At 43.3% G+C, this 16,220-nt stretch carries 13 protein-coding genes and 1 pseudogene; 10 read left to right on the forward strand and 4 right to left on the reverse strand.

Annotated elements, in window-relative coordinates; all coding sequences use genetic code 11:
- The first annotated feature begins 151 nt into the window (after positions 1 to 151).
- The 5 genes from KKZ03_RS17865 to cobT all read left to right on the forward strand — a co-directional run bounded on the left by KKZ03_RS17865 (position 152) and on the right by cobT (position 4,368).
- Positions 152 to 1,300, forward strand: a complete 1,149-nt coding sequence (locus tag KKZ03_RS17865; protein ID WP_243218136.1) for a GNAT family N-acetyltransferase — start codon at positions 152 to 154, stop codon at positions 1,298 to 1,300.
- An 84-nt stretch (positions 1,301 to 1,384) separates the two neighbouring features.
- Positions 1,385 to 1,555, forward strand: coding sequence for a rubredoxin (locus tag KKZ03_RS17870; RefSeq protein WP_243218137.1), 171 nt, complete (start codon positions 1,385 to 1,387; stop codon positions 1,553 to 1,555).
- An 11-nt stretch (positions 1,556 to 1,566) separates the two neighbouring features.
- Positions 1,567 to 2,577, forward strand: coding sequence for an NAD(P)/FAD-dependent oxidoreductase (locus KKZ03_RS17875; RefSeq protein ID WP_243218138.1), 1,011 nt, complete (start codon positions 1,567 to 1,569; stop codon positions 2,575 to 2,577).
- A gap of 112 nt (positions 2,578 to 2,689) precedes the next feature.
- Complete coding sequence (bluB, locus tag KKZ03_RS17880; protein ID WP_243218139.1) at positions 2,690 to 3,343, forward strand: 5,6-dimethylbenzimidazole synthase; 654 nt, start codon at positions 2,690 to 2,692, stop codon at positions 3,341 to 3,343.
- Positions 3,334 to 4,368, forward strand: coding sequence for a nicotinate-nucleotide--dimethylbenzimidazole phosphoribosyltransferase (cobT, locus tag KKZ03_RS17885; protein ID WP_243218140.1), 1,035 nt, complete (start codon positions 3,334 to 3,336; stop codon positions 4,366 to 4,368). Before bluB ends, cobT begins: the two co-directional genes overlap by 10 nt.
- Positions 4,369 to 4,634: 266 nt before the next feature.
- Here cobT and KKZ03_RS17890 read toward each other — a convergent pair whose 3' ends face one another.
- The 3 genes and pseudogenes from KKZ03_RS17890 to KKZ03_RS17900 form a co-directional block, all read right to left on the reverse strand.
- Positions 4,635 to 5,234, reverse strand: a complete 600-nt coding sequence (locus tag KKZ03_RS17890; RefSeq protein ID WP_243218141.1) for a hypothetical protein — start codon at positions 5,232 to 5,234, stop codon at positions 4,635 to 4,637.
- Positions 5,235 to 5,339: 105 nt separating this feature from the next.
- Positions 5,340 to 6,146 carry a 1-acyl-sn-glycerol-3-phosphate acyltransferase gene (locus tag KKZ03_RS17895; RefSeq protein ID WP_243218142.1) on the reverse strand — a complete coding sequence of 269 codons (807 nt, stop codon included), beginning with the start codon at positions 6,144 to 6,146 and terminating at the stop codon, positions 5,340 to 5,342.
- Positions 6,147 to 6,355: 209 nt separating this feature from the next.
- Positions 6,356 to 7,114 (reverse strand): annotated as a pseudogene (locus KKZ03_RS17900) (GNAT family N-acetyltransferase); the annotation flags it as partial.
- Between the two features lie 414 nt (positions 7,115 to 7,528).
- On the opposite strand from KKZ03_RS17900, the gene KKZ03_RS17905 reads away from it, so the two are divergent.
- The 5 genes from KKZ03_RS17905 to KKZ03_RS17925 all read left to right on the forward strand — a co-directional run bounded on the left by KKZ03_RS17905 (position 7,529) and on the right by KKZ03_RS17925 (position 14,816).
- Positions 7,529 to 9,298 (forward strand): PQQ-like beta-propeller repeat protein, encoded by a 1,770-nt coding sequence (locus KKZ03_RS17905; RefSeq protein ID WP_243218143.1) that lies wholly within the window; start codon positions 7,529 to 7,531, stop codon positions 9,296 to 9,298.
- A gap of 118 nt (positions 9,299 to 9,416) precedes the next feature.
- The gene (locus tag KKZ03_RS17910) at positions 9,417 to 9,554 is read left to right on the forward strand and encodes a hypothetical protein (protein WP_243218144.1); all 138 of its coding nucleotides are present in this window, start codon (positions 9,417 to 9,419) and stop codon (positions 9,552 to 9,554) included.
- A 318-nt stretch (positions 9,555 to 9,872) separates the two neighbouring features.
- A complete protein-coding gene (locus KKZ03_RS17915; RefSeq protein WP_243218145.1) occupies positions 9,873 to 11,360 on the forward strand; it encodes a leucyl aminopeptidase in 1,488 nt (495 codons plus the stop codon).
- A complete protein-coding gene (locus KKZ03_RS17920; protein WP_243218146.1) occupies positions 11,353 to 11,838 on the forward strand; it encodes a DNA polymerase III subunit chi in 486 nt (161 codons plus the stop codon). The genes KKZ03_RS17915 and KKZ03_RS17920 overlap by 8 nt, the downstream gene beginning before the upstream one ends.
- A 116-nt stretch (positions 11,839 to 11,954) precedes the next feature.
- The gene (locus tag KKZ03_RS17925) at positions 11,955 to 14,816 is read left to right on the forward strand and encodes a valine--tRNA ligase (RefSeq protein WP_243218147.1); all 2,862 of its coding nucleotides are present in this window, start codon (positions 11,955 to 11,957) and stop codon (positions 14,814 to 14,816) included.
- Positions 14,817 to 15,046: 230 nt separating this feature from the next.
- On the opposite strand, the gene rimK is transcribed toward KKZ03_RS17925, so the two are convergent.
- On the reverse strand, positions 15,047 to 15,979 hold the full coding sequence (gene rimK, locus KKZ03_RS17930; RefSeq protein ID WP_243218148.1) for a 30S ribosomal protein S6--L-glutamate ligase: 933 nt from the start codon (positions 15,977 to 15,979) through the stop codon (positions 15,047 to 15,049).
- Positions 15,980 to 16,220 lie beyond the last annotated feature (241 nt).

Genomic DNA, 16,220 nt, shown 5'->3' on the forward strand with positions numbered 1-16,220 from the left:
TGCATAAAGAGAGATGGCTACGCAGAGTAAATTACAACACGCCTGCATTAACCGCTGAAATATATTTTAAGTAAGCCAATAAAAATATTTATGGGCTATGCGTTTAATGAATTGATGTTATTCTGTTATTTTACCTGTACTGTTTTTAAAAATGGAAGTAAAACAAATCAGTAGTATGACCCAAGTTGCCAGCACAGACTGGAATGACCTTACCGGTCATGCTTACCCTTTTTTGCGTCATGAATTTTTATTGGCACTGGAGCAAAGCGGCTCTGTTTCCGGGGAAACGGGTTGGTTGCCTGCGCATTTACTGGTGCTGGATAAACATAAATTAATTGCTTTTATGCCTTTGTACCTTAAACAGCATTCTTGGGGCGAGTATGTATTTGATCATCAGTGGGCCCAGGCTTATCAGCAACATGGACTTGATTATTATCCAAAATGGTTGACTGCCATCCCCCTGACGCCTTGCCAGGGAGCGCGTATTGTTAGTAAAACGGAAGAGCCGGATCAGCTTGAAATTACGCGTACCTTACTGACTTTTATAAAACAACTATCAGATCAGCGTGGCATTTCTTCATGGCATTGTTTGTTCCCTGACCTGCAACAGGTAGACCTGTTGCGGTCATTGAATTTAAGTATTCGCGAGGGCGTACAGTTTCACTGGTTTAACAAGGGTTACGGGGATTTTAATGATTTCCTGCAAACCTTAAGCGCCAGTAAACGTAAAATGATTAAACGTGAACGCCGCAGGGTAAGCGAACAAGATGTTCATTTGTTACGCATTGCAGGACCGGATGTCAGTGATGGTCAATGGCAGGTGTTTTTTGAACTTTACACGATGACTTATTTAAAAAGAGGCTCGCAGCCTTATTTAAACCTGGCATTTTTTAAACAAATAGCGGTAACCATGGGTAAGCAATTATTGCTTGTTCTGGCCGTTAAAGACGATAAAATTATTGCGGCAGCGCTCAGTTTTATCGGTGCCGATACTTTATATGGTCGTTATTGGGGCTGTTTTGAGGACTATAACAGTCTGCATTTTGAAACCTGTTATTATCAGGGACTGGACTATTGCATTGAGCATGGTTTAAAGCGTTTTGATTCAGGCGCACAAGGCGAACATAAGATTGCTCGTGGCTTTGAGCCAATCACCACTTATTCTGCACATTGGCTTAAAGATGCCCGGTTTGCAAAAGCAATCGACCGGTTTTTAACTGAAGAGCAAAAAGCAGTGCAACTTTATAAACAGGATGCAGCCTCTTATCTACCCTTTAAACAGGATATTAACGAGACTTGAAAATTAACATAGAAATGATACCGTTAAATTTACGCTACAATCCGGTAAAATTGTTTTTTAACTATTATTTAAGGGTAAATAATAATGTCTGACTATAAAAAATATGTGTGTGAAGTGTGTGGTCATATTTATGACGAAGCCGATGGTGACCAAGATACAGGTATTGCACCGGGTACGCGCTGGGAAGATGTTCCTGATGAGTGGCGCTGCCCTGAATGCGGCGTAGAAAAAAGCGAATATATATTGTTGGATTAGTCTGAGGCAGTATGCACATTATCATCATAGGCTCCGGCATAGCCGGGGTCAGTTTTGCCGAGAAATACCGGTCCTACTCAACAGATGACGAGATTACCCTAATAACCGGAGAAAATGCTGGTTATTACTCACGCCCCTTGCTGTCCCGTGGTTTTAGTAAGGATGACATTGAGCAAACTATTATTCTTAAAACCTTCGATAAACTGCGCGCCAATAACATCACTGTTATCAGTGGTCTTAAGATAACCGCTATTAATCGTACTGAAAAAACAGTGACTTCATCATCTCAAGATGATGGCCCGCTACACTACGATAAACTGATACTTGCCACCGGTTCTGCCGCTTTTATACCGCCGCCGTTTAGACCTTATGGTGAGCTGTTTTTTTGTTTAAACAGCCTTACTGATTTAAAAGCCCTGCGTAAGTTTCGCTGTGAAATTACCCGTCAAAACCGCCCGCCCGCTTGGGCAATTATCGGCGGGGGCTTAATCGGTTGTGAAGTTGCCTCGGATTTAGCGGTTTCCGGTGATCATGTTACTTTGTTTCATGCACTGGACAGGTTAATGGAGCGTCAACTGGTTGCCGAAGATTCTGCTTTGTTACTAGAGGTGTTACAAAATTCGGGCGTAAAAGTCTTACTCAACCAGGACGTAAAAGGATTTTCCAAACAAGAAAAAAAAGTTTGTGTAGATACCAAGATAAGCACAGAATTTGATGCACTGATTGTGTCTTGCGGTTTTAAACCCCGCGCCGAACTGGCGGAACTTGCCGGCCTGAAAGTAGGACGAGGCATCAAAGTTAATCAATCCATGCAAACCTCTGATGAATCTATTTATGCCTTGGGTGATGTTGCAGAATTTCCCAACGGTAAACTTTATGCCTTTATTTTGCCGATTCGCAACCAGGCGCACTGGCTGGCTGGGTTTATAGCCGGACAAGAACCACCAAACTGGACACCCCCCGTATTTACAACCAAAGCCAAAGTACACGGCTTTGAAGCCGCTCACCCGTATAATGTTTAGCAAGGCAAACGAATACCTGACTTACCTTGATACAATATAATTGCCTGATTTTTTGTTGTTTTTCGTGGCTCAATCATTGTTTTCAGAATCACTATAACAAATCAATCTACCCATGAACAAAAATCGTTTCTCAGATGTCGAGTGTACCGCCATTTACCGCGCCATTTATGAGCGCCGTGATATGCGCCATTTTTTATCCGACCCCGTCGCTCCCGAAATTTTAACCCGCTTGCTTGATGCTGCACATCATGCGCCTAGTGTTGGATTTATGCAGCCGTGGCGATTTATTCGTATCAGTTGCCCGGACCTTCGCAAAGCCATTCATGGCTTGGTCGAGCAGGAACGACTCTCCACCGCCCAAGCTTTAAATGAGCGTGAAGACGAGTTTATGAAGCTAAAAGTAGAAGGTATTATGGAATGTCCGGTTGTGTTGGTCGCCGCTCTTTGTGAGCAGCGTGATCAATATGTTTTTGGCCGTCGCACGTTGCCGGAAATGGATTTGGCATCACTGGCCTGCGCCATACAAAATATGTGGCTGGCAGCACGTGCAGAAGGTTTGGGCTTGGGTTGGGTATCCATGTTTGAACCGGAAGCCTTGAAAAAATTATTGAATATGCCTGAAGACAGTCGTCCCTTCGCTATTTTATGTTTGGGACACGTCGAACAATTTTACGAAAAACCGATGCTGGAGCAGCAACACTGGGAAGAACGTAAAAACATTAACACCTTACTATTTGAAAACACCTGGAATACGCCGTGCCCCTAGATTTTGTTATTTGTCCCCGCTCTGAAACGCTAGTCTCCTTATTACAAACAAAAATAGACCAGAAAACCAAGCCCTTGGGAGCATTAGGCCAACTGGAATCGTTAGCCTTACAAATCGGCTTATGCCAAAACACGCTAACCCCCAGCTTAAACAAACCCTGCATCATCATTTTTGCCGGCGACCATGGCATTGTTGAAGCGGGTGTCAGCGCCTATCCGCAAACAGTTACCGCACAAATGGTCGCCAACTTTTTGTCAGGAGGTGCCGCAATCAGCGTTTTTGCCAAGCAGCACCAATTGGAATTACTGATTGTTGATGCCGGAGTCAATGCCGATTTAGCCAGTCATCCCAAACTGATTGTGGCAAAAATTGGTAAAGGAACCAAAAATTTTTTAACGCACCCGGCAATGACCACCGAGGCTTGCACCCAAGCCTTAAAAGCCGGAGCGGAACAGGTTTTACAGCAATTTAACAACGGCTGTAACTGTATTGGTTTTGGTGAAATGGGTATCGGCAATACCTCATCCGCCGCTTTATTGATGCACTGTTTAACTGCTCTGCCATTGGCGCAATGCGTTGGTCGTGGCACAGGATTAAATGATGATCAGCTACAACATAAACTAAGCGTATTACAGCAAGCGTTAAATCAGCATAACGGCTTAACTCAGCCTTTAGAAGTGTTAGCCACTTTTGGTGGTTTTGAAATCGCCATGATGGTCGGTGCGTATCTTAAAGCTGCGGAATGCGGCATGTTGATTATAGTCGATGGCTTTATAGCCAGCACTGCCCTTTTGGTTGCCAGTAAACTGCATCCGCAAGTACTCGATTATTGTATATTTAGCCACGCTTCCAACGAACAAGGACATCAAGCTTTACTGAATCAGTTTAAGGCCAAGGCCTTGTTGAACATGGATTTGCGCCTGGGTGAGGGCTCCGGCATTGCTCTGGCTTATCCCTTGTTACAATCAGCTGTCATATTTTTAAATGAAATGTCTACATTTGCTGAAGCGGGTGTTGATCATTAAGGAGTAAGTTAAAAGTTGCCTTATTCGCACGTTGTTATTCCGAAACCCTATTAAATAATTGATAGCGATTTTTGTTGGTTTTTAATACATTGACATTGCAAGCCGTCAAATCGCGACATTAAGGATGTGGTTGGTAATGGATATACTTGTCAAGACCAAGCGTATTGTTTAGCTGAAATTGCATTAAACCCTTTGAAAAAAACCGCCCATACATTGTTGTATGGACGGCAAGTTTTAAAGATCCCGATTTAATTCAGTTGCGAGAATTAAACCGCTTTCTTGTTGCGTGCTTGATAACCGAACACACCAACCATACCGGTCAACATCAACCAAACCGCACCAGGTAATGGTACAGCGGCAGGTACAATTGGAGGTACAACGGGGGTAGTTACATCTGTGGGTGTAATTTCAAAATTAACGCCATAACTTCCTGCTTTAGTACCTAAAATATTTCCTGTGGTTTTTAAAGAATATACGTTACCTTCTATCAAGCCAAAACTAGAGAGCAACCTATAAAATTTATCTGTGCCTCCACCCGAACTAACCATCACACTTTCGGACTGATTGCTTATTAAGCTGGTGCGGTCTCCATCATAAAGGGTAAAAGATGTCATATTAGTACCTTTTGTACCGTTATTCTTGGTGGAATAAAGTGCTGTCGCGCTAAGGTCAAAGTTACTGCCAATTACTGTAAAGTCATACCACTCGGTAAACGACGAATTACCAGCCAGTACACTTTGTTGAGCATAATAGTCAGATTCATCATTTGAATAAGAAGTTATAGAAGCGCTTACCTGCGGTAAGTAAGCCATGCCAGCAAAAGCAATGGCCGCAGCCAGAACTTTAGTTTTGTTTTTTAGTTTCATAATCAGTATCTCTGAGTTTTACTTGAAAGGAGGTCCAAGCGTAGTTATTAAACTACAATAAAATTACAATTGTAAGTAATTTTTTAATGATTTTTTTAATTATTATTATTTTTGTGAAAAAGCTGATTTTACTCGCTGCTGATTCAATTTATTTACTAATAAATTGTTCTCTATCACCTTTAATATCAGCTCTCTGGCTTCAATACTAACTGATTGACGATTACTGCCTGAGCTGTTAATCACCGGTAAAAAAGAAACGTGTACTTCAATTTTATCCAAACTCAACATTTTTATTAAATGCGGAAGAAAATCATCATCGCCAACAAAAGGCGCTTGTTGTTTTGCTAAACCGTAATATTGAAGCGCCACCGGTTGAATGGCTGACTTGGTTAATAATGCCGGTTGAAATAAAGACGCATGAAAGCTCAAAACATCATCGCCCTGAGTGGTTGTGCCTTCAGGAAAGGCAATAATATTGTTGTTTTGTTTTAAAATCCAGAGCATTTGTTCAGTCGTGGCTTTAATATGCTTTTTATCGCCTCTACGAATAAAAATAGTACCGCCCTGCCTGGACAAATAACCAATAATCGGCCAGCTTAAAATGTCACTCTTGGCGACAAAATGAGCCGGTAAATACTGCCCAATAACAATAATATCCAACCAGGAAATATGATTACACACCAAAAAAGTACCTGGGTGCGGTAGCTCGCCTTCCAGCACAATATCCAGATTCATAATGCCGCTAAATATTTTTAACCAATGGGTTTTTAAGGTATTGCGCTTATTTTTTGCATTATTTGCCGAACACAGCAATTTAAGTAATGAAAATAATACTCCCGCAATGATTAAGCCATAGCTAAACAGCAGAACAATAAGGACAAGTTTATAAAGTAGCCGAAGTTTCAATTTCATTAGTCGCCTGCGCCGGGCGTTACTCCCGGAATGCCTGCAGCATACACGCTATTCCTGGCGATCGCTGCGTCAGTTCCCGACTGACCTGCAGCATACACACCATCCCTGGCGATCGCTGCGCCAGCTCCCGACTGGCTTGCAGCATACACACCATCCTTGGCGATCGCTGCGCCAGCTCCCGACTGGCTTGCAGCATACACACCATCCTTGGCGATATAGCCGCGCATATAGTGTTTGCTGTAACGATCTTTTAGTTGATCCAGTGGCAGCAATACAAATAAATCCATACAGTTAAAATCTTTATCCCAGTAAGGTTCGCCGCAAATCAGTGCTCCAAAACGCAAATAGGCCTTAAGTAACGGCGGAATACCTGATTCATCGCGTTGACATCGTAATGCATCAGGTACTGGAATGCTGGGTTTAACTTGCAAGGATGCAGGGGCAATATTTTTAGAATCAATATTTCGATAAACGGCATCTACGGCAAAGCCACTTGGACCCGGAGTGATACTGGCACAACCCAGTAAATAATTAAACTCGCCTTCCAGTGCGTATTGCACTAATGCCGACCATAGCGTGGTTAACACTGCACCACCGCGATAATCAGGATCTATACAAGTTCTACCTATTTCGAGAAAACGACCGGGCAATGCCAGAACTTGATCCAGGTTAAATTCATCCTGCGAATAAAACCGGCCCAGTTGTTTAGCTTGATGTTGGGTTAGCAAACGCGTGTAACCAATTATTTTTTTATTGGTATTGTCATATACAATTAAATGATCGCAATAACTATCAACCTCGTCATAATCCAGGCCTTCAGATTCGGTTTTTAACTTGGCTCCCATTTCCTGTGCAAAAACCCGGTAGCGCAACGCCTGAGCTTCTTTTATCAAAGCGTCTGAGTCTGCCAAAAAACATTCCAGTTTTTTAGTCGGTTTAATGAGTATTGCTGTATCTATTTTTTTCATGGGTAGTCACATAGCTCAATTAAAGATGCAGATACAGTAATCAAACAAAGTGTCAATTGCGTGTCAATTTTGTGAACGTACGATGACAATCAGGTTAAATTTTGATGACCGACACTGAAAATCGAGACAACGGAGCATCTTCATAGTGAAGATTTTTAGCGCCGATAGCCCCATGTATTTTCACGAAGCGCAGCGTAATGAAAATCCAGACTTTACAAAACGGCCTCAAGTCAATTAATTAGTTAGTTATGTTTAGCTCCTTTGCCAAGTTGAAACGAGCGAAGCAGGCAAGGAGTCGCTATTTTTACTAATGATCGTAAATAAAGCCAATAATCCTGTCGCCCGCTTTCATCATTTCGTCACATTTCACCCGTATGATACGACTCATTTTTCTTCAAAACTACCGAGTCACGCTTGAACAAAACCGTCATCAAATTTACATTGCGTTATTGTTCGCCTGCAATCGCTATTCTGGCCAGCATTATTCTAATCAGTTCTGCAGGTCTTTATGGGTCAGAGTTTAAAAAATCGGAGCACTTTACCTTGGAAAGACTTTTCCCTGGCGATGCCCTACCCTCGGTTACTTTTGATGACAGTATTATTGCCTCTCCACTACTGGATTTGTCGCAAGGTAGACCACTGATTATAGTGCCCGCTTCAAATGGACTTATTGCCGCACTGGATGGTGAAACAGGCGCTTTGGACTGGCAAGTTAATGCACCAACACCTAAAGGCCAATTGGCTCAGCTTATTTCAACGCCGATAATAATCAACAATAAACTAGTTATACTTTATCAATGCCTGACTAAAGGTGTGCGTACCAGTCATCGTCTAGCGGTTATTGATCTTGCTAAAAAACAACTGGACGAAGCCTTTCCAGTACTGGTGCTATCTGCCGAAAAACCCACTATTGACGGAATTGGCACGGTAAAATTTAATCCACCTACCGCCTTTTCACATTCAGCGCTAAAACATGCGCTCAAACCAGATTCAAATTTAGGTTATTTGTATGCTGCTTTTGGTAATTCCGGTGACGAACAACCTTACCATGGCTGGCTTTTTGAAATTGATCTGGATGCCTGGCATACTGACAAAAAAGAACTTAAAAATACAGATGCAATACCGGCAATTAGTAGCGTGTTGTTAACAACACCAGAAACTGACTGTCCGGTAACCAAAGAATTTGGTAATCAGGAAATGATTTGCGGTGGCGGTATTTGGACGCCCGCCGATCCACAAATCTATCAGTCTGATAATGACTTTGAATTATTTGTACCTACCGGCAACGGGCAAATTAATCTTGACCGGCATGATTTTGCCAATACCATTATGCGGGTAAAGCCAGGGCTAAAATTTGATGCCGGTTGCGATGCAAATTTGTGTGCAAATTTTAATCCTACCAATCCCGACAGGGCTTGCATGGCATCCTGCAAAAATTTATTTATTCCTCGCTTATTGGAAAGCGATCTCCCTTTAAATCCTGCCTCGGGTGATTGTAATGATAAATCTTTCTGGGAATGTCTGGCCTGGATGGACTACGATTTGGGTGCCAGTGCCCCCGTTAAAGTAAACATGGCTACCGGCTATTCTGTCTTGGTGCAAGCCAGCAAGGACGGCAGTGTCTATTTAATTGATGCAGAACATCTGGGAACTCAATATGATCGCCTGCAACTTGTTGATTTATGTGGAACCAAAACTGATGAATGTAAGTTGGGGTGGATGGGCATGATTGTTACCCAACCGGTGGTTACCTTTGTTAATGATACACCGATTGTAGTAATTCCTGCTTTTGTGGCTGATAAGACCCATCCAGCCGGATTGATCGCGCTAAAAATTGTCATGGAAAAGGGCCAGCCAAAATTCAAGCGCTTTTGGCAGTTTCCTGATCCTTCAAGTCCCAAGGCCTTAAAAACATTCAGAAGCCACCCCTCTTTGCCTGTCATCAACACACCAACTGAAAACGGTAATGCCGTAGTATGGATTATAGATATTAATACTAATGGTACAATTTATGGTGTCCGAATTAAAGATGGCGCATTGGTTGCCAAACAAACCTTGGCAGGAGCAGGACGCCCGCTTTCCTCGCCATTAATCTACGGCAATAAACTTTATGTAGCTTCGATAATGCCGGATACGAACAAAGCCATGATAGAGGCTTACCAAATTAACACTGCCCATCATTGATATTGCCCTATCAATTTCAAACACTTTACTGTCACAAAACTATCATAAAAATGTCATCATGCTTTAACAAAATGCAATCACAATAACTTTATTAAATCGTTATTGTGAGCTAACTGCCATGAATAAACCCATCATCAAAAGCGACCAGATCAATGCTACCACTATTATGTATGGCTCACTAACAATGGTTTTTTTTGGCTTGCTGGTATCTTGGGGTGTTGAACGCCTAATGAAAGAATTATTTCAGTTAGGCTAGCCTCCCTAAACCGCACAAGTCAGGTATGCCTGACACGGCGAAATTTATTTGCCGTTCATAAAACCCTGAAACCAATAACAGAATCGTCTGCCAGTTAATTTTATCCTCTTACTTATTCACGCCAACATCCTCAAAAACTCACCAAAATCAGGGCCCCATAGCCTATCCTTGCTGATTAATTCTCTTTAAAAAAACCTCTGTAGCTGTTTAGGACAGATATTGGTTGTATAATTAAAGGTAAACAGCTTATCTTGCTATGACATTCATTCTGTCTGATCATGATAAGATTTTTAATCAGCAAATATTATGAGTTAAATTATGGAATATGCTATAGAAACCGCGCCATTAGAAACATTACAATGTGATTGTCTTATTGTCGGTGTTTACCAGGACCTGCAACTCAGCGCATCTGCAAACTCAGTCAACGTTAATACTCAGGGACTGATTAACAAAATTCTTGCCCGTGGTGACATTAGCGGTAAAAATGGCGAAACCGTGTTAATAAATGCTATCCAGGATAGCTCTATTGAACGTATTTTGCTGGTCGGGCTGGGTGAAAACCAGGCCTTATCTGGCAAAAATTACAAAAAAGCACTGCTTGCCGCCATTAACAGTCTTAAAAAAACATCCATTAAATCAGTTGTCTGTAGCTTGGCAGATGCTGACGTTATTGATGCTGATCGACAATGGAAAACCCGCCAAATCATCGAAGTATTTAGCGATGCCATTTATCAATTTACTGCCTACAAATCGAATAAAGAAACGGACAGTAAAGTTGAGAAAATCTGCATTACCACGCCAGAAGCTGAACGTGGACTTGCCCAAGCCGGCCTGACTCAAGGGAAAGCTATTGCCGAAGGCGTCAATCTGACCAAACTGTTAAGTGATTTACCGGGTAATATCTGTACGCCAACCTACCTTGCCGAGCAAGCACTTGAGTTGGGCAAGCAATACCCCAGCCTTGATATTAGCATCCTTGAAGAAGCCGACATGGAAAAGTTGGGAATGGGCGCTTTATTATCGGTTTCACGCGGTAGCCGCCAACCCGCTAAAATGATTACGCTGGATTATCGCGGCGGTGAAAAGAACGGCAAGCCCATCGTGTTGATCGGCAAAGGCCTGACTTTTGATGCCGGTGGTATTTCCTTAAAACAAGCTCCCGGCATGGATGAGATGAAATATGATATGTGCGGTGGTGCAACGGTTCTTGGAACGTTGCTGGCTGCAGCACAAATGCAGTTGCCACTGAATATTATCGGCCTGATTGCTTCCTCGGAAAATATGCCCGATGGTGACGCCAATAAACCTGGAGATATTTTAACCAGTATGTCCGGAAAAACCATTGAAGTATTAAATACGGATGCTGAAGGCCGCCTGCTTCTTTGTGACGCCTTAACGTATGCAGAAAGATTTAACCCTGATGTCGTGATAGACATGGCAACGTTAACCGGTGCCTGCCTGGTGGCCTTGGGCCGTGTCCCCAGCGGCTTGCTTGGTAATAATGACGCTTTGTGTAATGACTTGTTGGCCGCCGGTGAAACGTCTACCGATAGCCTGTGGCGCTTGCCTTTGTGGGAAGAATATCAGGAGCAAATCAAATCCAATTTTGCCGATCTGGCTAATGTTGGCGGTAAAGATGCCGGTACTATTACTGCAGCCTGCTTCCTGTCACACTTTGCTGAAAACTTCCACTGGGCGCATCTCGATATTGCCGGTACAGCATGGCGCACTGGTCCTACCAAGGGTGCAACCGGTCGTCCGGTGCCGTTATTAAGCCAATACCTGATTAACCGGGCGCATGGCTGAAGTCAGCTTTTATATCCTGCCGTCACAATCGATACAGGAACGCGATGAGTTTGCCTGCAAACTCATCGAGAAGGCCTATCGTAACGGTTGTTTTTGTTATGTACTCACTGATAATACAGAACAAAGCCAAAAAATAGACGACCTGCTCTGGACTTTCAGGGCAGGCAGTTTTATTCCACACCAGATTTACACGGGCGAATTGCCATTTATCGCCAAGGATGGTGTGTATGCCGAAAGCTCGCAGGTAGCGAGCTCGGCCATTGAAAAAGTCATTTTGATTGGCTCACTTGATGTGCCTGAGCATTGGCAAAACACCGTTATTAACCTGTCTTCGCATTGCCCCGAACACTTCGACAAAATCGAACGCATTTTTGAGATACTGGATAATAGCGAAACCGCCAAAGAACTGGGTAGAAATCGCTACCGACACTATCAGCAGTCAGGTTTAACCATAACTACCCATAAGATTGGGCATTAATTGCGTGTAATCAGGGTCATGTAAACCGGCGAACCAACACCGTATCCTTTTGGTTACCATGCAATAAAACCAACCCAACCAAATACCTAATTTTTCACAAAAATAATAACGCATCCATGGAAAAAATATACGCTCCGCATTCAATTGAACAACGCTGGTATCAAACTTGGGAAGAAAAAGGCTACTTTGCCGCCAAATCGGAAGGTGAATCTTATTGCATCATGATCCCACCGCCTAATGTCACCGGCAGCTTACATATGGGTCATGCCTTTCAGGATACCATTATGGATGCCCTAACCCGCTATCACCGTATGAAAGGCTATAGCACCTTATGGCAACCGGGCACTGACCATGCGGGTATTGCTACGCAAATGGTGGTCGAACGGCTATGTAATACCGAAGGCCAAACCCGCCATGATTTGGGGCGCGAAAAATTTCTTGAAAAAGTCTGGCAATGGAAAGAAGAATCCGGCGGTACGATTACCCGTCAACTGCGGCGTATGGGCTCTTCCCTGGATTGGGACAGGGAACGTTTTACGATGGATGACGGTATGTCTGATGCCGTGCAAGCCGTATTTATACAACTTTATGAAGAAGGCCTGATTTATCGCGGCAAGCGTCTGGTCAACTGGGATCCTGTTTTGCATACCGCGGTATCTGATCTGGAAGTGCTTTCTGAAGAAGAAAACGGTTTTATGTGGCACCTGCGTTATCCTTTGTCTAATGGCCAAGGCCATTTGGTAGTTGCGACCACGCGCCCTGAAACCATGCTTGGTGATGCAGCAGTAGCGATACATCCCAATGATGACCGTTACAAACATTTACTGGGCGAATTTGTGGAACTGCCATTAACCGGTCGTCGCATTCCCATTATTGCCGATGACTATGTTGATCCTGAATTTGGTACAGGCTGTGTCAAAATTACGCCTGCCCATGACTTTAACGATTACGAAGTGTGGACACGTCATCGCCATACCTCAGCCATTCAGGATTTACCCCATGGCGGCCTGATTAATATTTTAACGGTTAATGCTGCAATACGCAGTAATGCCGAGGATGAAAATGAGCTGATCCCGCAAAAATATTGCGGCCTTGATCGTTTTGAAGCCCGTAAAGTCATGGTTGCTGATCTGGAAGCACTCGATTTGCTGGAAAAAATTGCTGACCATAAATTAATGGTGCCGCGCGGCGACCGTACCAACAGTGTTATCGAACCCTTATTAACGGATCAGTGGTACGTTAAGGTCGCGCCGTTGGCAGAACCTGCGATTGCTGCGGTTGAAAACGGCGATATCAAGTTTGTGCCGGACAACTGGAAAAATACCTATTTCGACTGGATGCGCAATATTCAGGACTGGTGTATTTCCCGGCAAATATGGTGGGGTCATCGTATCCCGGCCTGGTATGACGAACTGGGTAATATTTACGTTGGCAACTCTGAGCAGGACATTCGCGACAAACACAATCTATCAGCGGACTATGCACTCAGACAGGATGAAGATGTTCTGGATACCTGGTTTTCTTCCGCATTATGGCCTTTTTCTACCTTGGGCTGGCCGGAAAATACTGAGGAACTGGCCAAGCATTACCCAACCAGTGTTCTGGTAACGGGTTTTGACATTATTTTCTTCTGGGTAGCCAGGATGATTATGATGGGCCTGAAATTCCAGGGTGCGGTGCCGTTTAAAGAGGTTTATATCCATGGCTTGGTGCGTGATGCCGAAGGCCAAAAAATGTCCAAATCCAAAGGTAACGTACTCGACCCGATTGATATCATCGACGGTATAGAACTGGAAACTTTGGTAGCAAAACGCATTTCAGGCATGATGCAACCGCATTTAGCCAAAAAAATCGAACAAGATACACGTAAACATTTTCCGGATGGCATCCAATCTTACGGTACCGATGCCTTGCGCTTCACTTTTGCTTCTTTGGCATCTACGGGACGGGATATTCGTTTTGATCTTGCCAGAACCGAAGGTTATCGCAATTTTTGCAATAAACTCTGGAATGCTGCACGTTTCGTATTGATGAACACCGAAGAACAGGATAACGGTTTATCTGATGCACCGTGCACCTACACACAAGTTGATCGCTGGATTATTTCCAGACTGGATCAAGTAACAGCGACTACCAGCAACGCGATTGATAATTATCGTTTTGACCTGGCGGCACAAGCGATTTATGAATTTACCTGGAATGAATATTGCGACTGGTATCTGGAACTGGCAAAAATATCGCTGCAATCCGATGATGCAGCTCTTCAACGCGGTACCCGCAAAACGCTGTTGACCGTTTTAGAGTCTATCTTACGCTTGGCACATCCCATCATGCCATTTATCACTGAAGAAATCTGGCAACGTGTAGCACCGTTAGCAGGGATTATCGCCAGTGATGGTGTGTATGCCGCAAGCCACTCGGGAACTGGCGCAGCGAACGCTGAATCCATCATGCTGCAACCTTATCCAATCGCTGATGGAGCACGGATTGATAACAATGCGGTCGCTGAAATCAATTGGGTTATGAACTTTATTTTAGGTGTGCGCCGTATTCGTGGTGAAATGAACATTGCCCCTGGTAAGCCTTTACCGGTATTACTACAAGATGGCTCAGTGACTGACCAGGATTACTTAACGAATAGCTCGGCTTATTTAAAAAGACTGGGCCGCTTGGAGTCTATTACCTGGCTAAATAGCGATGACGCAACGCCTGAATCGGCGATTGCCTTGGTTGGTGAATTGAAAATTCTGATCCCTATGGCAGGCCTTATAGATAAAGAGGCTGAACTGGCACGATTGGAAAAAGAAATACAAAAGATTAAAAATGATCTGCCGAGAATTGAAGGCAAGTTAAGCAACCCCACCTTTATTGATAAAGCGCCACCTGAAGTTATTGACAAAGAAAAAACCAAGCTGGCGGATTTACTGTCAAATCTAAACAACCTTGAACAACAACAAACCAAGATTCAGTTGCTATAAAATAGCAACAGTTTGGGTTAACAAGTCGTTCGGGACGCTACAGGTAACCAGAAAGTATTCCCGCTCCACGCTGAAAAAGCAGTGATTTATTGACGCTGCTTTGAGAATAAAATGCCCCGTCAGGAAACTAACGGGGCATTTTTTTTGGATTCTGTGACCAAATTATATTCGATCAGCTTGACATGATAAACTACGAAGGAAAAAAATCGACCAAAAATAGTCAAGGGATTTTAGCCTTTACCTCGAGTCCGGGTCCGGGTCGGTGATTTATCCTTTGTCGTTTCCATGGTTTCAAAACGTTTTTCAATAAACTGTATAATCAATTCGGCAATATCTTTTTCACTGGCCGCTTCAATACCTTTTAAACCGGGTGATGAGTTAACTTCCATAATAACCGGACCATGATTTGAACGCAGCAAATCAACACCACAGACATTCAATCCCATTATTTTTGCTGCACGCACTGCGGTTGAGCGCTCTTCAGGTGTCAAACGTATCAGGGCTGCCGAGCCACCACGATGCAAATTTGAACGAAACTCACCATCCAAAGCTTGCCTCTTCATGGCTGCGACGACTTTATCGCCAACCACAAAACAGCGTATATCACTGCCACCCGCTTCTTTAATAAACTCCTGAACCATAATATTGGCATTCAGGCCCATAAAAGCTTGAATAACACTTTCAGCGGCATTATGGGTTTCTGCCAATACCACGCCAATACCTTGAGTACCTTGCAACAGTTTAATCACTAATGGGGCGCCACCGACTTGAGAAATTAAATCTTCAATATCATCCGGGTTATTGGCAAAACCGGTTACTGGCAGACCGATACCTTTTCTGGCGAGTAACTGAACCGAGCGTAATTTATCTCTTGAACGTGAGATGGCTACCGACTCATTTAGAGGAAAAACATTCATCATTTCAAATTGCCTGAGTACTGCAGTACCGTAAAATGTCACTGAAGCACCAATTCTTGGAATAACAGCATCAAATCCGGTTAAATCTTCTCCCCGATAATGGATGGATGGATTATGCGAGGTAATATTCATATAGCAACGCAAAACATCCAAAACCCGTACCTCATGTCCGCGTGCTTGCGCTGCTTCAACCAATCGAGCGGTTGAATAGAGTTTAGCGTTACGGGATAAAATAGCAATTTTCATAGTTTCTCTAATTAGCACTTAAGATAGTGCTATATTTTGGCATGAAATATGGCAACAAACCTAAAAATTTACCTGATCAGTAGTAAAGACAATGGGTTTATAAAGGAATACAGAGACATAGACGTCTTACAATTTGACGTAGCTAGCGATAGACAATCGTTATTATCAGGAAAAGTACGTAAGTGGGCGAGCACTCTATCCAATTTGATTGCAAACAAGTAACTTACTCGCCAGATATAAA

Origin of the sequence: Methylobacter sp. S3L5C, from assembly GCF_022788635.1 — a bacterium.
GTDB lineage: Bacteria > Pseudomonadota > Gammaproteobacteria > Methylococcales > Methylomonadaceae > Methylobacter_C.